At 45.9% G+C, this 19550-nt stretch carries 20 protein-coding genes; 2 read left to right on the top strand and 18 right to left on the bottom strand.

Features of this window, described 5'->3' with window-relative positions; genetic code table 11:
• Nucleotides 1–12: 12 nt before the first annotated feature.
• From V3V99_13710 to V3V99_13625, 18 genes are all read right to left on the bottom strand, one after another.
• Nucleotides 13–1467: an NADH-quinone oxidoreductase subunit N gene (locus V3V99_13710; protein ID MEE9443715.1), complete on the bottom strand. Its 1455-nt coding sequence runs from the start codon at nt 1465–1467 to the stop codon at nt 13–15.
• Nucleotides 1468–1524: 57 nt separating this feature from the next.
• Nucleotides 1525–1737 carry a glutaredoxin family protein gene (locus V3V99_13705; protein MEE9443714.1) on the bottom strand — a complete coding sequence of 71 codons (213 nt, stop codon included), beginning with the start codon at nt 1735–1737 and terminating at the stop codon, nt 1525–1527.
• Nucleotides 1737–3308 (bottom strand): NADH-quinone oxidoreductase subunit M, encoded by a 1572-nt coding sequence (locus V3V99_13700; protein ID MEE9443713.1) that lies wholly within the window; start codon nt 3306–3308, stop codon nt 1737–1739. Before V3V99_13700 ends, V3V99_13705 begins: the two co-directional genes overlap by 1 nt.
• Before the next feature lie 3 nt (nt 3309–3311).
• Entirely contained in the window at nt 3312–5240 is a 1929-nt protein-coding gene (nuoL, locus tag V3V99_13695) for an NADH-quinone oxidoreductase subunit L (GenBank protein MEE9443712.1), read from the bottom strand.
• Between the two features lie 2 nt (nt 5241–5242).
• Entirely contained in the window at nt 5243–5545 is a 303-nt protein-coding gene (nuoK, locus tag V3V99_13690; GenBank protein MEE9443711.1) for an NADH-quinone oxidoreductase subunit NuoK, read from the bottom strand.
• Nucleotides 5542–6045 (bottom strand): NADH-quinone oxidoreductase subunit J, encoded by a 504-nt coding sequence (locus V3V99_13685; GenBank protein ID MEE9443710.1) that lies wholly within the window; start codon nt 6043–6045, stop codon nt 5542–5544. Before V3V99_13685 ends, nuoK begins: the two co-directional genes overlap by 4 nt.
• A 21-nt stretch (nt 6046–6066) precedes the next feature.
• A complete protein-coding gene (gene nuoI, locus V3V99_13680) occupies nt 6067–6555 on the bottom strand; it encodes an NADH-quinone oxidoreductase subunit NuoI (GenBank protein ID MEE9443709.1) in 489 nt (162 codons plus the stop codon).
• 1 nt (nt 6556) lies between these two features.
• Nucleotides 6557–7549, bottom strand: coding sequence for an NADH-quinone oxidoreductase subunit NuoH (gene nuoH, locus V3V99_13675; protein ID MEE9443708.1), 993 nt, complete (start codon nt 7547–7549; stop codon nt 6557–6559).
• Entirely contained in the window at nt 7549–10104 is a 2556-nt protein-coding gene (gene nuoG / locus V3V99_13670) for an NADH-quinone oxidoreductase subunit NuoG (protein ID MEE9443707.1), read from the bottom strand. Before nuoG ends, nuoH begins: the two co-directional genes overlap by 1 nt.
• Before the next feature lie 5 nt (nt 10105–10109).
• Complete coding sequence (nuoF, locus tag V3V99_13665; GenBank protein MEE9443706.1) at nt 10110–11390, bottom strand: NADH-quinone oxidoreductase subunit NuoF; 1281 nt, start codon at nt 11388–11390, stop codon at nt 10110–10112.
• A 1-nt stretch (nt 11391) separates the two neighbouring features.
• Complete coding sequence (locus V3V99_13660; protein MEE9443705.1) at nt 11392–11883, bottom strand: NAD(P)H-dependent oxidoreductase subunit E; 492 nt, start codon at nt 11881–11883, stop codon at nt 11392–11394.
• Complete coding sequence (gene nuoD / locus V3V99_13655) at nt 11880–13061, bottom strand: NADH dehydrogenase (quinone) subunit D (protein MEE9443704.1); 1182 nt, start codon at nt 13059–13061, stop codon at nt 11880–11882. Before nuoD ends, V3V99_13660 begins: the two co-directional genes overlap by 4 nt.
• A complete protein-coding gene (locus V3V99_13650) occupies nt 13058–13591 on the bottom strand; it encodes an NADH-quinone oxidoreductase subunit C (protein ID MEE9443703.1) in 534 nt (177 codons plus the stop codon). The genes nuoD and V3V99_13650 overlap by 4 nt, the downstream gene beginning before the upstream one ends.
• 33 nt (nt 13592–13624) lie before the next feature.
• Nucleotides 13625–14113, bottom strand: a complete 489-nt coding sequence (locus tag V3V99_13645) for an NADH-quinone oxidoreductase subunit B family protein (protein ID MEE9443702.1) — start codon at nt 14111–14113, stop codon at nt 13625–13627.
• Complete coding sequence (locus V3V99_13640) at nt 14104–14460, bottom strand: NADH-quinone oxidoreductase subunit A (GenBank protein ID MEE9443701.1); 357 nt, start codon at nt 14458–14460, stop codon at nt 14104–14106. The genes V3V99_13645 and V3V99_13640 overlap by 10 nt, the downstream gene beginning before the upstream one ends.
• A 194-nt stretch (nt 14461–14654) precedes the next feature.
• Nucleotides 14655–15689, bottom strand: a complete 1035-nt coding sequence (locus V3V99_13635) for a histidinol-phosphatase (GenBank protein ID MEE9443700.1) — start codon at nt 15687–15689, stop codon at nt 14655–14657.
• A 7-nt stretch (nt 15690–15696) separates the two neighbouring features.
• The gene (locus V3V99_13630) at nt 15697–16347 is read right to left on the bottom strand and encodes a class I SAM-dependent methyltransferase (protein ID MEE9443699.1); all 651 of its coding nucleotides are present in this window, start codon (nt 16345–16347) and stop codon (nt 15697–15699) included.
• Nucleotides 16340–17782, bottom strand: a complete 1443-nt coding sequence (locus V3V99_13625; GenBank protein MEE9443698.1) for an MFS transporter — start codon at nt 17780–17782, stop codon at nt 16340–16342. Before V3V99_13625 ends, V3V99_13630 begins: the two co-directional genes overlap by 8 nt.
• Nucleotides 17783–17865: 83 nt before the next feature.
• Here V3V99_13625 and V3V99_13620 point away from each other — a divergent pair, with 83 nt between their 5' ends.
• Together V3V99_13620 and V3V99_13615 are read left to right on the top strand one after the other, a co-directional pair.
• Nucleotides 17866–18438 (top strand): hypothetical protein, encoded by a 573-nt coding sequence (locus V3V99_13620; GenBank protein ID MEE9443697.1) that lies wholly within the window; start codon nt 17866–17868, stop codon nt 18436–18438.
• Nucleotides 18439–18593: 155 nt separating this feature from the next.
• A complete protein-coding gene (locus V3V99_13615; GenBank protein MEE9443696.1) occupies nt 18594–19367 on the top strand; it encodes a hypothetical protein in 774 nt (257 codons plus the stop codon).
• Nucleotides 19368–19550: the final 183 nt, after the last annotated feature.

The raw sequence follows: 19550 nt of genomic DNA, 5'->3' as shown, positions 1-19550 counted from the left end.
AATATAGTCTTCTTACAGAATTATCAGGCCCGAGGCGGCGGCAAGGTCGATGAAATAGCCTGGGAATATCCCCAATCCCAGAGAACCCAATCCGGTCAGTATTAGAACTATCACGAATAAGGGACTGAGAGTTAAATCCCTGACGGTAACATCGTCGCCCTCCGCTCTATCGAAGAAGGCCGCCTTGAGAGGACGCAGATAATAATAAACGGATATCAGGCTATTTATGACAGCGGCAACAACCAGCCATATCAGACCCGATTTAATCGCTGCCGAAAAGACATAGAATTTCCCCACGAATCCGGCCGTAGGCGGAAATCCAGCCAGCGAAAACATAAACAGCGCCAATAACACAGCCAGCCAGGGGTGTTTTGAGCTCAATCCCCGGAACGCTTGAATATCGTTTGATTTGGTTTTGTTTTCTATTAGCGTGATAATCGCGAAGGCGCCCATATTGAAAAAGCTGTAAGCCAGCAGGTAAAACAGCGCCGCCGAAACCGCATCATTGCTTCCCGCCGTCACCGCGACCAGTAAATACCCGGCATGAGCAATGGAACTATAAGCTAGCATCCGTTTGACATCGCTTTGCATCACCGCCAGAATATTACCGACCGTCATGGTCAGGAAAGCCAGCATCCAGAAGAGCGGGCCGTAAGTATCAAACACTCCCCAGAATCCGATCATAAATATGCGCAGCAAAGTCGCCACTCCGGCCGCCTTGGGGCCAATCGAGAAAAATGCCGTTATCGGCGTCGGAGCTCCCTGATATACATCGGGAACCCACATATGGAACGGAAACGACGCGATTTTGAAAGCGAAACCGATCAATACCATCGCCGCCCCGATCAGGAAATACATTGGGAATTGATGAATCGCGACGCCGGTCGACATATATATTTCGGCCAGATCGGTTGTCCCTGTACCGCCATACACCAATGCGATGCCATACAGGAAAAAGGCTGAAGCAAATGCTCCCATAAAGAAATACTTGGCAGCCGCTTCGTTTGAGCGCAGATTATCACGCAGGAAACCGGCCAATACATACAGCGGCAGCGACATTATCTCCAGGCCGATAAAGATGACCATCAAATCTGATGATGAGACCATGAACATCATACCGGTCGTCGATATCAAAAGCATGGCATAATACTCGGGGCGATCCAATCCCCGGCTTTTCAGGTAATCGCGCGAAAGCATCACCACCGAACCGCAGGTGAAGAGAAAAATGGCTTTGCAGAAGAGAGAGAAATTATCGCAGACAACCATGCCAAAATAAGCGGACTGAGGATTATTCCATGATTTGACAACAAACATCAAGGAAACTAAGACGGCTATTATTGACAACACGACTGAAAAAATTCTTTGCCGCATCAGGGGAATGAAAATCAAAAGAATAAAGGCCGCGGCAAGCAATGTTATTTCCGGCAGCAATATATTCAGATTAATGGCCGCGCTTAATTGCGACATAATATTTCTCTCCGTTGGCAAGGGACGCGGTTCACGACCGCATAAAGGCTAAAATCCTCAGCCTCCGCCCCAGCCTATTTTTACTTCACCGTTATCAATGATCACCGGCACAATCTTCTGACCGTTGGATAACTTTAATAATTCTTCCTGCGCCATAGGATTGTCAATGACATTTATATCCTCAAATTCAACGCCCCGGTCGTTGTAATTCTCTCTCGCCGCCGTGCAATAAGGACAACCGGGTTTGGTATACATTTTGACATTCGGCATTATTCACTCTCCCTGCTGGCTTCAATTGTCGTCTCAGAGACTACAATTTCATCATCAGTTAATTCACTATACGCTTCGTACGCGCTTCGACCCTTTTCGACGCGGGCGATAACGTCCTTAACCGCCGGTTCCAATAGAGTGAAAAACGGTTTGGGATAAATCCCTATCCAGAATATCATGACAACCAACGGTATCAGAACGATTTTCTCGCGCAGATCCAAATCCAGCAATTTCTCATTGGCCGGATTAGTCAACTTGCCAAAGAATACTCGCTGGTACATCCACAGCATATAACAGGCGGCAAAGATAACGCCCGAAGCGGCCAGAACCGCATACACCTTGTTATACGTCCAGGTGCCCAGAAGTATTAGAAACTCGCCAACGAATCCGTTAGTACCGGGAACGCCGATTGATGAAAGAAGAACTATCATGAAGAATGTCGAATATACGGGTAATCGATGCGCCAGACCGCCATATTCAGATATCAAACGGGTATGGCGGCGTTCATAAATCATCCCAACCAGGATAAACAAGGCTCCTGTCGATATGCCGTGATTTATCATCTGAATTATAGAGCCCTGCATGCCCTGCAGGTTCATCGCCATCATGCCCAGCATCACAAATCCCATATGCGATACTGAGGAATACGCAACCAAAGATTTGATATCTTTCTGAACCATGGCCACCAACGCGCCATAAATAATGCCTATCACAGCCAGAATAGAAATCAATGGCATAAACTCAAAAGTCGCAATCGGAAACAGCGGCAGACAAAAACGAATAAAGCCGTAGGTACCCATTTTCAAAAGAACTCCGGCCAGAATGACCGAACCGGCGGTGGGCGCTTCAACGTGAGCATCGGGAAGCCAGGTATGGAACGGCCACATAGGAACCTTTATTATAAAAGCCAGCCCAAAAGCGGCAAAGAGCCAGAACTGTAAATTCGCCGCCAAAGGCAGGGAGGTTATTTTTATCAAATCACAGGTATATTCGCCAAAAATATTATGATATTGGAAATAGATGACCAGTATCGCGACCAGCATAAGAAGCGACCCGATCATCGTAAAGAGAACAAATTTGATTGCGGCGTAAACGCGACGTTGCCCGCCCCAGATGCCTATCAGGAAATACATCGGAATCAGCATTACTTCCCAGAAGACATAAAACAAAAACAGATCCAGCGCGGCGAACACACCTAACATACCAGTCTCAAGAAGCAATATCAAAACATAAAATCCCTGATGGGAATGCTTAACGGCCTTAAACGCGGATAAAACCGCGATGGCCGTTAAAAATGTCGTCAGTAATATCAATAGCAGACTAATGCCATCAATGCCCAAATGATAACTAATTCCGAATTGTTCCACCCAGGGGACGTTTACTACAAACTGCATTCCGCTGGCGGCGTTGTCGAAACGTAACAGCAGGCACAGTGATGCGGCAAAAGTTAAAAGTGTAAAAAACAGCGTCGTGTGACGTATCGATACGTGGTGAGATTTGGGGATCAAAAGAAGTGCCAAAACTCCCAGTATCGGCAGGAAAGTAACGATTGTCAGTATCCAGCTATCCATTTCCTACCTCACCACCAAAAACCCGACTAACAAAACGGCCCCGATCAAAAAGGCCGCCATGTAACCACGCAAATTACCGGTTTGCATTTTCCGGAAATTATCGGATGCGTCACGAGTAATTTGTGCCAAACCGTCTGCGATGCCGTCGATAATCAGAACATCAAAAACCTTCCACAAGAACACCGAACCGTTGACAACCGGTCGGACAATCGACCAGCCGTAAAATTCATCGACCCAGTATTTATTCAGCAAAGCCTTATGTAGGCCGGAAAATGTTTCGCGCAATGAACCGGCTTTGGCGATATTCTTCCGATAAAAATACCACGCCAGGTATATTGAGATTAAGATCAAGACAATTGTTAAGGCCATCAAACCATATTCTAAAGAAGCATCTTGATGAACGTCGGCGCCCAGGGCATGCGAACCGTAACCGCCAATTACCGGTTCAAGAAATTTTTCAAAATGCGCGCCGCCGCCGAGAGCGAGCGGTATGCCAACCCAACCACCAATCACTGATAGAACCGCCAGAACCACAAGCGGCATTGTCATCACTTTGGGAGATTCATGCAAATGGTCGGCAGTATGCTGATCATACCGACCCTGCCCGAAAAACGTAAGATACAATAATCGGAACATATAGAATGCCGTCAAAACGGCAGTGATAACGCCGACCGCCCAGAAAATCCAATGGCCGTTACCTGACGAAAATGATTTCCACAAAATTTCATCTTTGGAAAAGAATCCGGAAAAACCGGGAATTCCGGCAATCGCCAAAGTCCCCATAAGAAACGTCAAATACGTAACCGGCAGATGTTTCTTGAGCCCGCCCATCTTGCGCATATCCTGCTCATTCGACATGGCATGGATAACCGAACCGGAACCGAGGAATAACACCGCCTTGAAAAACGCGTGAGTCATAAGATGAAAAATTCCGGCGGTAAAGGCCGCGACACCGCAGGCCATCATCATATATCCCAACTGGCTAACGGTTGAATAAGCCAAAACTCGCTTGATGTCATTTTGCGCCAGACCGATTGTAGCCGCCACAAACGCCGTCAAGCATCCGACAATCGCGACAACCAGCATTGTTGTTGGAGCCATCACAAACAGAAAATTCAAACGCACGAGCAAATACACTCCGGCGGTTACCATTGTCGCGGCATGAATCAAAGCCGAAACCGGAGTAGGACCTTCCATCGCGTCGGGCAACCAGATATACAAAGGAATCTGGGCCGATTTGCCGGTAGCGCCAAAGAACAATAGCAAAGTAGCCGCCGTAATCATCGCCCCGCCAATAGTGAAAACTTCAGCGGATACGTTTCGCATTTCAACAAAATCGAGCGTTCCGGCGATCCAGAAGATGATAAAACTTCCCAGAATAAACCCGATATCACCAATACGATTGACAATAAATGCTTTTTTGCCGGCATCGGAAGCCGATTTCTTATGGAACCAGAAACCGATTAACAAATAACTGCACAGCCCGACGCCTTCCCAACCGACGAATAGCAGGATCAAATTGTTTCCCAATACCAGCGTCAGCATCGAGAACATGAACAGGTTCAAGTATATAAAATATCTTTTAACGCCGGCGTCATGGGCCATGTAGCCGATAGAATAGACATGAATCAAAAAACCGACTCCGGTTACGACCAGAATCATCACCGCCGACAGAGGGTCCAAAAGAAAGGCGATATTAAGCTGCAACGAACCGACCGGAATCCATGAAAATAAAATTTGTTCAACTGTTCGTTGTGCCGGTTCAAAACCCAAAAGCTCAAAAAATAAAATAACCGAGGCAATAAATGATAATCCTACCGAACCGACAGCAAGACTTTGAACCGCTGTTTTTGACATTTTGTTATACAGCAGTCCGTTTATGAGCACCGCAAGTAACGGCAGGAGAGGAACTATGTATAAATAATCAAACATATTTACCATTTCATCAAATTAAGCGAATCGGAATTCACTGATTCCCGATTTCGGAACACGGCGATAATAATCGCCAGCCCGACCGCCGCCTCAGCCGCCGCGACCGCCATTACCAGAAAGACAAACACATGGCCATCCATATTTTGCAAATACCTCGAGAAAGCCATCAATGCCAGATTACCGGCGTTAAGCATAATCTCAATCGACATGAACATCACAATCAAATTGCGAGAAATCACCACTCCAATCACACCCACGACAAACAAAAAGGCGGAAAGTATTATATAATAATCAAGCGGTATCATCGCGAAAGCTCCTTTTTGGCCATTATAACCGCTCCGACAATCGCCGCCAATAACAATACCGAGGTCAATTCGAAAGGAAATACAAACTTGCCGTAAAGCAGTCGGGCTACTTCCGGTACCGAACCAAAATCTCCATCGGCGGCCGGTATCCCGGTTGACACGCCCATCGACACCCAGACCATCTCAGCCAAAAGAACCGCCCCGAAAACCCAGGCCATTGACTTTATGCCAGGGGAACTGTCCGGACCCAAATCGGCATACTTGATATTGAGCAACATGATAACAAATAAGAATAAAACCAAAATGGCTCCACCATAAACAAGCACCAAAAATGCGGCGATGAACAGACCCGACAGTTGAATATATAAAACCGACTGAGCCAAAAGCGACAGTATCAAATACAATACCGAACCCACCGGATTCCGGACTGTAATGACCATGACTGCCGAAGCCAGGGCGATAATCGCCGCGGCCGCGAACACAATCATTTCAACTGTCACAGACTAACCTCCAGGCCTAATTTAATAATGTTTCCGGACCCGCCGATGAATCGTTTTATACGGCCGATCCTTGCGGGGATGCCCAACCAGCATATCATCCTTGCTTCTAATAAACTTATCGCGCCGGTCATCCGCAAGCTCATATTCATGTCCGAGGAAAATCGCCTCCTCGGGACAAGCCTCCTCGCAAAATCCGCAAAAGATACAGCGGATAATATTTATCTCATAAACTTTGGCAAGCCGCTCGCCTTTATCATTTTCATCCGGCTCCATATAAATCGCGTCGGCCGGACAGGCCGCGGCGCATAAACCGCAGCAAACGCAGCGTTCGGTGCCGTCATCATATCGTTCCAAATAATGCAGTCCCCGGTATCGCGGGGCCATCTCCATTTTCTCACGGGGATATTTCCTGGTAACCGGCTTTTTAAACAGGTGCTTTATGGATGTGTACAACCCTACTGGCAGAGCAAAAACCGTCGTCTTGATTATGTCAATAAATGTTCGCCACATATTACCACAAGTACATTACTATTCCCGTTACCAAAACATTCAAAAGGGCAATGGGGAAGAACACCTTCCAGCCCAATTCCATTAGCTGATCATAGCGAACGCGCGGGAACGTCGCTCGAATCCAGATATACATCGCCATGAAGAAAATCACCTTGGCTACCAACCACCACGGGCCCGGCCAGAATGGGCCGTTCCAGCCGCCAAAGAAAATAGTCACCACTACTGCCGCGGCTGTCAACATATTGGCGTATTCGCCAATGAAGAACATCGAAAATCGCATCGACGAATATTCGGTGAGGTACCCTCCGACCAATTCAGATTCCGCCTCCGCCATATCAAACGGCGACCGATTTGTTTCCGCGATAGCGCAAATCCAGAAAATCAAAAAGGCTACCGGATTCTTAAATACATACCAATCCCATACCGATGCCTGCTGAGCAACGATTTCCTTAAGAGAAAAAGTACCGGCCATCATCACGATCGGAACCAACGCCAGTCCGTACGAAACCTCATAAGAAATCATCTGGGCCGAGGAACGAATCCCTCCCAGGAGAGAGTATTTCGAGCCCGAGGCCCAACCGCCGAGGGCGATTCCATAAACGCCCAGAGAAGTCGTCGCCAGAATAAAAAGAATCCCGATATTTAAATCCGAAATCGTAAGCGGAATGGTATATCCAAAAAGTTCGATCGGTTCCCCGATTGGCACCACGGCAAAAGCCAGAAATCCCGGGACAAAGGCGATAAGCGGCGCAATAGCATGAATCGTCCGCTCCGCCCGACTGAGCACCAGATCTTCTTTAAATAGAAGTTTCAAACCGTCGGCCAGCGGCTGTAGCAGTCCGAACGGCCCAACATAAGTCGGTCCCATACGATGCTGAATATGGCCGAGCAGTTTGCGTTCCAGCCAGGTGGAGTACGCGACACCGATCATAACAGCCAAAAATATCACAATCACTTTGGCCGTTATTATAGCTACAAACGTTAAATCAGCCATTATTTATCGTCCAGTTTTTCTAATTTTACCCAACCGCCGCCTTTTTTGGACATCAATGTATTAACCTCGGTCGCGGCAAAATTATTTGGGATAAACAAAACATCGCCTTCAAAATATTCAGATAAACGCGCCCTGAGAACCAACTTTCCGGATGATGATTCTACTCTAACCAACGAGCCTTCTACAATACCCAGCTTTTCGGCCAGGTTGGGAGATATTTCCAAATAAAGCTCGGATGTAAACCTCATCAGCGAAGGGCAATGTTCGGTGTAATACCCGAAATGGTGCAAATCATTGCCGATATATAATCTATAAGGATATTCTCCATGCTCCTGTATCTGATGCTGTTCGACCGCGTAAAATTTATTTATATCTCGAGCCGTACGCTGATAACCATTGATAATCTCAAGAGTTTCCGCCCGTAATTCATCGTCATTATCCAGACTAAGTTCGATATCCATCGCGCGGGCAATTAATCTAATTATTTCGATTCCGGTTTTTATGCCATGTTCAGGCGCGAGAGCCTGATAAAACTTTTGATATCTTCCCTCAAGATTCAAATAAGAGCCTTCCTGTTCCGACCACCCGGCCAGTGGCAAAACGACATCAGCTTTGGCGCTCGCCGCCGTTTCAAACAAATCGGCAACAACCAGAAAATCAAGCTTATCCAGGGCAGCATTGACGAAATTACCATCAGGATATCGCATGGCCGGATTAGCGCCCATGATAAAAATCGCGTCGATTTCTTCATCTAAGGACCGATTGAATATTTGAGATGTATTGGCTCCGTCTGATTCCGGTAATTTTTCGCCCCATTTATCAGCCAGCAAACCGGCTTGAGATTCAGATAGATTGGGGCGTATTCCCAAACGAGCGGCTCCCATCGAGTTGGCATTTGAAGCTAATATTGCCGCCTTTTCATCGCTTACACCCAAAAGGTTGGCCAGATTGTACAAGGCATTGGCGAAGCGATGCCGCTTAGGAGATTTGGCAATAAAGTCACCGCCCAGAATAAATAAATTCTCAGATTCAGAAAGCGCCTGAGCCAGATTCACGAATCTAACTTCATCGATTCCGCACAATTTCGCCGACTCGGCTAATGATGCCGGACCAAGCATCTTTTTTACTTCCGCGACTTTTTCTTCCCCGATATCCATGTAAAGCTTATTGTCTATTACAGCGTGGATAATTCCCGCCAGAAAGGCTGTTTCCGTATCAGGCTTATAGATCAACTCATCAATTGAGATATCGGCCGATTTTGTTTCATGGGGATTAGCCGTATAAACTCTGGCCCCGTTCTTTCGATACGCTTTTCGCAGTCTCAGATTAACCGCCGGATGCTCTTTTATAAAATTACTGGCGAAAACAAATACCGTATCGGCCTTCTCCAAATCAGCTATTTTAAACGGAGCGCAGAATAAGCTATCATAAGCTTCATTTTCATTGTCGTGCTTCAATTCCGCATATTCGAGCCGGTAATCAAGAGAGTTGGAATGCAGTTTACCACGCAAAAATTTATTGAAGAGATAGCAGGTTTCATTGGATTGATTCCCGCCTACCAGCCCCGCGATGCAAACACTACCTTTAGATTCTTTAATTTCCTTAAACCGCCGCGCGATTAGCCCGATGGCCTCATCCCATGAGGCCTCCACCTGCTTACCTTCTTTTTTGATCAGCGGCTTTTTCAAGCGGTCGGGACTACTAACATATTGATAACCGTAACGGGCAACGTTGCAAATCCAGCCTTCATCAACATCATCATTGCGCCGCGAAGTTGCCCGGAAAAGCTGACGATGATCATACCAGAGCGTGATATTTTGTCCGTCGGCGTCATGACTGCAAATCGAATCGGCCTGTTCGGTCTTCCATACTCTGACTTTGTAACGCCAATCGGTATTGGTCAGCGCGCCCACGGGGCAAATCTCAACCACATTTCCCGAATAAAAATTGTCTATCTGTTCCCCCGGAGGCGTATCGATGATTGTATGATGGCCTCGTTCATAAGCGCCGAGATCGTATTCTCCGGCGATTTCCTTGTTAAAACGAACGCATTTATAACAAGTGACACAGCGATCCATGTTGCGGATGATTTCCGGACCGATCCGTTTATCATCAAAAGTCGGCATTGTCTTATCGTCACGAACGCGAAGACGAGTAAAAGTCTGACGCGATTTATCGGTGCCGTATCGGAAAACATTATCCTGAAGATCGCATTCGCCGCCTTTGTCACAAGTCGGGCAATCAAGGGGGTGATTGAGAAGAAGAAATTCCAAAACGCCCCGGCGGGCTTTGATAATTTCGTCGGTATCGGTGCGGACAATCATATCCGGCATAACTTCAGTCGCACAGGCCACCGCCGGTTTGGGAAATTTTTCCACGGAAACCAGACACATCCGGCAGGCGCCGATCGATTCAAGCTTGGGATGCCAGCAAAAATACGGTATATCGATTCCAACCTGCTGAGCCGCCTCAAGAATCGTCGTTCCCCTGGCGACCGTTACTTGCTGACCGTCGAGAGTAAAAGTAACCTGATTGTTGTTCCCGTTTTCCGTCATTTTATTTACACAAACGGATAATCCGTTTTCACTTTACATTTTTTATGCTCAATGTGGTATTCAAACTCATCCCGGAAATGCTCGATAATCGACCTGGTCGGCATGACCGCCGCGTCACCCAGAGGACAAATCGTCCGACCTATAATATTTTCACAGATGTCCAGAATAAGCTCAATATCGCCTTTGCGGCCATCGCCGTTTTCAATCCGGTTAATAATTTGCTTCAACCAGACCGTACCTTCCCGGCATGGCGTACATCGACCGCATGATTCATGGGCGTAGAAATTCATTAGTTTCATAATCACCCAGACCATGCAGGCCCGGTCGTCTATAACAATTATTGCGCCCGAACCCAGCATAGAACCGGCCTCGGCCATTGACTCATAATCCAGAGGCGTATCTATCTGGTCGGGCATTAAAAGAGGCGTCGATGAACCGCCCGGGATTATCGCTTTCAATTTTCTGCTATCCTGAATACCACCGCCCAGATCGTTTATAATGTAAGACAGAGGCGTTCCCAGATCGACTTCGTAATTTCCGGGACGATTTACATTTCCCGATAATGAGAATATCTTGGTACCCGGCGATTTTTCCGTCCCGTGCGAACGATACCATTCCACGCCGTTGTTGAAGATGCTCGGAAGACTGGCCAGCGTCTCGACGTTATTGACGACGGTAGGACAGCCATAAAGACCTTTGACGGCCGGGAACGGAGGACGGATGCGGGAATTGCCCCGCCTTCCCTCAAGCGACGACAATAGAGACGTTTCTTCACCGCAAATATAAGCCCCGCCTCCAGTATGCACGACAATATCTAAATCGTAGCCGGAGTCAAAAATATTTTTGCCGAGGTATCCTTTTTCGTATGCTTCGTTAACGGCCAGTTCGACACGATAGGCAGGATAAACAAATTCGCCCCGGACATAAACGAAGGCATGATGACAATTGATAGCATACGACGCGATCATGATGCCTTCAATAATCATATGCGGATCGCGTTCCATCAATACCCGGTCTTTGCACGTTCCCGGTTCCGACTCGTCGGCATTACAGCACAGATAGATCGGCTTACCGGTATTCTGGGGCACAAATCCCCATTTCAATCCGGCCGGGAATCCGGCCCCGCCTCGTCCCCGTACTCCCGATTGTTTGGTCGTCTCAATGACCTGCTCTGGGGTAAAATCTTTGAATACTTTCTGAATGGCCCGATAGCCGCCATTCTTGATATAATTTTCGATGCGGTACTGTTCCGGTTCATCGATATATTTGAAAAGGACTTTTTCCATATCAATCACCGTCCTTTTCCGCCTGAGCATGCAAATCAGCCAAAATCTTGTCTATTTTTCCCCGTGTCAAATCTTCATAGTAGGTATCCCAGACCTGCATCATCGGGGCCGCTGAACAACCGCCCAGACATTCCACCGAAATCAGGGTAAACATATTATCAGGGGTAGTTTCACCCATACCAATTCCAAGTTTTTCCTGCAGATATTCAAGCATATTATCCGCTCCGCGCAGGGAGCAGGAAATATTATGGCATACCTGTATCAAATACCGGCCGACTTCTTTCTTGGGGAACATGGTATAAAAAGTAGCAGCCTCAGCGATTTCGACATACGGAATATTTATTATTTTTGAAATCTCTCGATAAATTTTATCGTTGAGATGCCCGGTTTGCTTATAGGCCGCTGTCAGAGCCGGTAATATTGCCGAACGACGCGAAGGATAACGCACCATGCGTGTTTTAATTTCCTGTATGGTGGTGTCGTTCAAAATCATCGATCCACCTCACCCAGTACAATATCAATCGAACCGATACAGGTTATGACGTCAGCGACAAGAGCCCCCCGAACCATCGGCTCCAGGGCCTGCAAGTTAATAAACGATGGCGGTCGGACTCGCATCCGATACGGCTTGGCGGAACCATCCGATACCATATAGAAACCCAATTCACCTTTGGGAGACTCAATTGCCTGATAGTAAGAACCGGCCGGAACCTTAAAACCTTCGGTGATAATTTTGAAATGATAAATCAGGGCTTCCATCTCTGTCAGGACTTTGGGCTTGGGCGGTAAGACCACGCCGGGAACATCAGCGCAATAGGGACCTTCCGGCATGCCGTCCAGAGCCTGCTTGATTATTTTTAATGATTGCCTCATCTCTTCTATCCGGATTAAATAACGGTCATAACAATCGCCGTTTTTGCCCAGGGGAACGTCAAAATCAAATTTTTCATAGCCCGAATACGGCTGAGCCTTGCGAACATCATAATTGACCCCGGTCGAGCGCAGAAGCGGCCCGGTGAGGGATAAATCAAGAGCCTCTTCGGCCGTGAGAGTGCCGATTCCGGTCAGTCTCTTTATCCAGATTCGGTTTTTCGAGAGAAGCCTCTCATAATCTTTTAATTTTTCCGGAAATATTTTCAGGATCTTTTTAATTTTCTCATCAAAATCAAGAGGCAAATCATACGCCAGACCGCCGATCCGGAAATAGGTGGACATCATCCGCTGTCCGGATACCGCTTCATATACATCCATAATGAGTTCGCGTTCGCGGAAAGTATAAAGCAGCATCGACATGGCCCCGACGTCGAGAGCGTGCGTGCCGAGCCAGACAATATGGCTATTGAGGCGGGTTATTTCCGAAAGAAGGACCCGGGCGAATTTTACTTTTTCCGGGACCTCAATGCCCAATAGCTTTTCAACCGCCAAAACGAAACCAAGATTATTTGACATCGGCGATAGATAATCCATGCGATCAGTCATTGGGATTACTTTATAATACAGCTTGCTTTCAGCCGTTTTCTCTATACCGGTATGCAAATAACCAAGATGAGGTGTCGCCTTTATAATAGTTTCACCGTCGAGTTCCAATACAACACGCAGGACGCCGTGAGTCGCGGGGTGTTGCGGCCCGAGATTAATCGTCATCGTTTTTTCGGAAGCGACGGCGCTCATTTAATAATCTCCGGCGGTTTATTTTTATTGTGACTGAAATGAGGCATTTCATAAGTCAATGGAAAATCTTTACGATGCGGCCAGTCTTCGAATCCTTCGGGCGTCAATATTCGTCTGAGATCGGGGTGTCCTTCAAAGACAATCCCCAGCATATCGTAGACTTCCCGCTCCAGCCAATCGGCCCCGGGATAAAGCGGCTGAATCGACCGAATCTTGGGCTCATTCACATCGGGCAGCGTTGTGCGAATTAATACCCGGGTATTGTTCCGGAAGGAATAAAAGACATATACAATTTCGTACCGCATCTCGGAGCAATCGATCCAGTCAACCCCGCAAATATCAGAGACGGTCTCAAATCCGCATTTTTCGTTGTCTTTTAAAAACTGAGCGATATTAAATATCAGGTTATTTTCAACAAATATAGAGAGCTGACCGAAAGTTCTTTCGTGCCCGGAAATGGAATCGCCAAATTGCTCTTTCAGCGCGTCCAGTACTTCTTTTTCTTTTTGAGTCAGCTCATCCCGATTCATTTTAATCTATCCGATAAATATATAAATTTAATATCAGGCCGCCCCTTTTTTATCTTTTAGCGACTCTTTCATGACCTTCTGGTGTAATTTCATAATGCCGTCAATTAGCTGTTCGGGACGCGGCGGACAACCGGGGATATAAATATCAACCGGGATTATCCGATCGACTCCCTGCAATATCGCGTAATTGTTGAAGACTCCCCCGCAAGAAGCGCAGGCACCCATCGATATAACCCATTTGGGATTAGGCATTTGATCATAAAGACGCTTAATTACCGGCGCCATTTTAATGGAAACTCGTCCCGAGACAATCATTAAATCAGCCTGGCGCGGCGATGGCCGCAAAACTTCCATTCCAAAACGGGAGAGATCATAATGAGAGGCGAATGTCGATATCATTTCGATGGCGCAACAGGCCAATCCAAATCCAAAGGGCCACATTGATGATTTGCGCGACCAGTTGACAAAGAAATCAACCGTAGATAGTATGATCCCATCCGGGATTTTTTCTTCTAATCCCACTTCAAAGCTCCTGCCCTCAGGACATAAATATAACCGACCAGCAAAATAGCAATAAAGACAGCCATCTCTATAAGTCCAAACAAAGCCAGTTCATCGTAGATTACCGCCCAGGGATATAAAAACACTACTTCCAGGTCAAAAATGATGAAGAGAATGGCAATCATATAAAATTTTACGGAAAATCTCTCTTTGGTGTCACCGGTCGGGGCGATTCCGCTCTCATACGGCTCAGCCTTAAATTCGCCTTTGGATCTTTTACCAACAATAATTGATAGAATAAACATCGCCGCCGCGGCGCCGCTTGCCAGGAGAAGTAAAACCAGTATCGGGTAGAAGATTTCAAACATTTACATCCGTCCCAAATAGTTGACCGCCATAGTAATAACATTACGCAATTGTGTCAATAAGTATTTAGAATTATTGAGTGATGCTTTGCATATGCGATTTTCGTTGAGTAACCCGCCCAAATCATAATTATATCATTTTCAATGCTTTAGGGCAATTATGAAGGGCCATGATATAATTTTGAGGATGCCGTCGGTTAAGAAATAACCCTGATGTGATTGGTAAATATCCAGCCTTTGCGGCCACGATACACTTCCACGCGATAAGTGCCCGTTTTGCTCAAATTGAATTCTATTTCGCGGGATTGGGATTCAAATAATGGATTGCCGTTATGAATAATTTTTATCTTTCTTTTAGTCGGCGCCGATATCCTTGCCTTTGTCTTGCTGTCGAGCCTGATGGTACCGCCCATTATCACCGATTCTTCGGCGTTTGAGATATCGAAACTGAATTGACCGGCGTCTCCCCAGCGGTAATTTGACATAAATACTCGGCCTTCCCGAATAGCTCCGTAAACCTGCTTTTTTGCGGTTATGAAATCTTTAGACAGCGGCTCCGGCAAGACCAAGTGCGAACGGAGAGTCTTAAATTGAACTTTATACGGGAAAATTGTCAATTTCAAAGGCCCGGCGCGATACAAGAATCCATGGGCGTCAACTGAGGCAATGCCGACTACTTTGCGCTTAGAAGTGAGCTCATCCCATTTGCGCAGAATTCTATCGGTGGGAGAACGCAAAAATTTTCGGGGAGAGAAAACCATTCGAAGCTGATTATAAAATTTGAGATTTTCCATCCATTCCGACATCTGATTCCAGATTTCAATGCCGTCAAACCGCGTTACCGACCAATCGGTCCAGGGATAAGATCGAAACCTGGCGTCGCGCCCTCTGATTTCATCAGGATGCGCCATTATCCCGATAGCTCCCTTATCCGCCGCCGCGGTAACATACTCAGCCGCTGCCCAGGTCGCCGGAAAAACTTCGTCATTATCAAATATCAAATAATGATTACAGTCATCGGTATCGTTGTGCTCGTACCCGATAAGAGCCAAAACACCGTCATAAAATCTCTCGCGACCATCGTGCAATGATTGCAAAGTCATATGATCGGCAAAGATTATAAAATCGAGCCTGGCTTCCCGGGCGATGACCGCGATTTCCTCATGGGTTTTCGTCCCGTCCGAGTCGGTCGTATGCACATGAATAACGCCTGTTATAACATTCTGTCCCATAATACATTTACTCCAGGGTCAATACGACCGCCCAATAATAATCCTTAAAAATAAATCGGCGCACTTTCCCCCACTGTTCAAAAATCCGGAGTAATTCCTCATTATCAAAATAATTCTTGAGAATCATATATTTTTTCCCGTTTTCGAGTTTTCTCAATTTATACGAATTTATCTTCTCCTTATCCCAGATTAATTCCTTTTCCATCTCGCAAATCAAATTATTATCGCATATAAACGCCGGCGATCCGGCGGGTATAATATTTTTGATTGTTTCCCGGAGCGTATCGCTATCCTGCCTCTTTACATGTGATAAAACGTAGGTCATCAAAAGCCCGTCGAATTGTTTGTCTATCTCCGGAATTTTCCGCCAATCACCGGGAATAAATTCAACCGGGCAATTGTATTCCTTTTTGCCGGCTTCATCAAGCGTCGCCTGATTGATGTCAATTCCCGTTATCTCGCGCGCCTGTTCTGATATTATCCTCGTCCAGAAACCGGTCCCGCAGGCAATGTCAAGTACCGACAGCTTCGAGAGAACACCCTGAGACAAGCCATACAGGTCTTTTAATTCCGCCTGGCGCATTGGGTTATCGCGGTAGTAAATCTTATCGTATTCCGCTGCCCGCTTTTGATAATATTCTATCGTTTGATCACGCATCGTTTTTTCTTTCGGCCAGAGGAACTTTTCTAAAGATGTACAATCCAAATGCCATCATCACCGCCAGGGATAATACGGCCAGCCGATAAGGTAGCTTCGTCGCCGCGGCATCGGATAATTCAAACGACTCGGCAATGACCTGACCAATGAAAAAGTCCTGAGAAAACAAATAAACGACCGCACCCCAGACCATTGGTCCGCAGATTGCCGCCGCCCGACCGGAAATTGAGAACAAACCGAAAAATTCACCCAGTTTTTCCCGGGGCGAAAGAAGAATCAACAGCGGCCTCGACACGGCCCAGACCCCGCCCAACAACACCCCGACGATCGGCCCCGATATCCAGAAAATTGCGGGAATGCTGTTAACTGAAAAAACCACAAGCGTAATTATCCACCCGCCCACGATAAAGGACAATACTTTCCTGGGGTGAATTCTATCGGCCATAAGCCCGAATATATAGGCTCCTATCGTTGCGAACACCGTTGAGATTATCATAAATATGGCTTTCTCGCTGTCACCCATACCCAAAACCCGATCAATAAATACGGCCATAAAGATAATCACGGTTGCGATGGCGTCTTCGAAAAAATAGTCGGAAATTAGAAATCGCAGTAATCCGGGGTACTTTTTTGTCGAAGTAAGCGATTTCCAAACATTTTTATAGGCAGTTAAAAGACCAGGGTCGCCGATTGAATTATTGTTATTAATAAATCCTGATCGCGGCTTTTCACGAACAAAGAGAAAAATCGGAATAGCGAATATGGCGAAATATATCGCTGTTGGCATGAACGCCGCTGATTTTCCCCCAGCTGACATAAAGGGAATGTCAAGACCGAATAATGAGCCGGTCACAAACGGCAATACCAGTATCATACCAACTATGGAACCGAGATAACCCAGGGCGACTCCAAAGCCCGATACCTTGCCAACATTTCCGCTATTGGATACCGAATCCAGAAGAGCGTTATAAAAAACTATACCGCCTTCAAAGAAGAAATTGGAGAGCATAAAAAAGAAAAGAATAAGAAAAATCGCTGATACCGGAGTCAGAGAAAACGCGAATACCGAGATGACCGCCCCGAAAGTGAAAACTGCCAGTAAAATCAGTTTCTTCTGGGGAGTCTTATTAGATGAGCGGGAGGGTCTGTCGGAGAAATAGCCAAATGCCGGCATAAGTATCGCCGAAGCAAGCATTGATACCGAATATGCCGCAGAGTAATAAATATCCTTATATCCCATATCGACGATCAGCCAGCCGGCGAAATAAAGCGAGAGGATATTCATGGAATAAATAGTATTGGCGAAATCGTATAACGCCCAGGAAATGACATCTTTTCTGACAATATCGCGAAAGCCTGACATATGTTGATTAGTATAGCATTTGAGGGTCGAAAGGTCAAAGGAGGAATTTTTAATTGAGATTAGATAATTCAAGACGGCCTGCCCAATGCAACATTTTTGGGTCAAATCCGTCAAATAATATAGGTACAATTTCTTTTTTCGGATGGGAGTTAAAGATGAAAAAGACATTAATTTTTCTTTCCGTCTTCATGTTTATCATTACAATTCCGACCCTTGCCGGCCATAGACATTACAATTATTCGATACTGGACGGGCATACATTTACAATGGATGATATAGAGGTTGATCTCGATGATGATGGCATCATCTTGTACTATGAATATACCGACGATGAGGTCGAAATAACTGAAAACTACGAACTTATCATTAACGATGAAAAGATCGAGCTAAATGCCGAGCAAGGGGAACTCGTAAGGGAATACCATACTTTAGTTTATGATATTATCGAGGAGGCCGTCCAAATCGGGATTGAGGGAGGAAAAATCGGCCTGGCCGGAGCCGGGATGGGTTTGAAAGCTATCGGCGGCGTTTTTAAACTCCTGCTGACCAGTTATGATGAAGAAGACCTTGAAGATGAGATGGAAAGGGAAGAGAGGAAATTAGAGAAGCGCGCTGAAAAGCTCGAAGATAGGGCCGATGAACTTGAAGAAAAAGTTGAGGATATGGAAGACGCTTTTGATGAGATGTTTGAAACCATACCTGAACTTCGCGAATTGGATTGGGATTAAACACATTTCTGGCGAACATTTATATAAAACCGGCCGTCAATGGCCGGTTTTTTTTATGCACAAATTTAAGATTTACAGGCAACCTTACCCGTCCAAAAGTCGTCTATTATATAGTAGGTAGCAGGCAAAAGGTACTATAGTTGAGGAGTCTTATCATGAAAAAGTTATTGATTTTCATACTGGCGGGTTTACTGGCGGTTCCGATACTGGCCGACTCAAATAAGAAAAAATATAAAAAGTACAATAAGAAACGCTATTCAAGAATTGACCGAGATTATAAATTCGACAAAGATTTTGATTTCGACTTCGACTTCGACTTTGATTTTGATCATGATCATAATTACCGTCACGGTATTTATCATCATAACAACCTCACCATTGATTTTGAAGATGACATTTTAATTCTCTATAATCATGATATGGATGACGAGGTTGAGATAACTGAGGACCATGAGTTATTCATAAACGGAGACAGAATTAAAACCGACGCCAAAGCAAAACCGCTTTTAGAGAAGTATTACAAGCAAGCGCGAGAAGTAGCCGAGATTGGCGAAAAAATGGGAGAAATCGGCGGCGTTATGGGCCGTTACGGCGGCGAAATGGGAAAAATCGGCGCCATAATAGGCACGCAGGCCAGTCTACAGGCGGTCCTTAGTCTGCGTAGTAGCCTTGGCGGTCTTTATTTGGACGATGATGACTGGGATGACTATGAAGACGCTCTTGAAGATTATGAAGACGAATTGGAAGAGATGGAAGACGAGCTCGAAGATTATGAAGATGAAATGGAAGAGCTGAGCGATAAACTGGAAGAATACGGCGACGATCTCGAAGAAATTAGCGATGAACTCGAGGATAAAGTTGATGATATGGAAGATACTTTTGACGAGTTATGTGAAATTATCCCCGAATTAGACGATTTGGATTGGTAATAGATTTGTAAAAGCACACTTTTTTGTACCTTTCGACACGCAATAAAAAAATCGGGGGCACTGTCAGGAATTTTGTGTAAACAGTTAATTTGTTTTTTCAAATCTTCGGTACTCTTTCGCCAAATCGTATCGCAAATTGATGGACTGCCAGCGACCAGTTCCTAATCGGCATGGTCCATTTTT

It is taken from the genome of Candidatus Zixiibacteriota bacterium, assembly GCA_036480375.1.
Classification (GTDB): Bacteria; Zixibacteria; MSB-5A5; order GN15; family JAAZOE01; genus JAZGGI01.
Note: the sequence above shows the minus strand (reverse complement) of the source record. Positions and strands in the feature narration are given on the sequence as shown.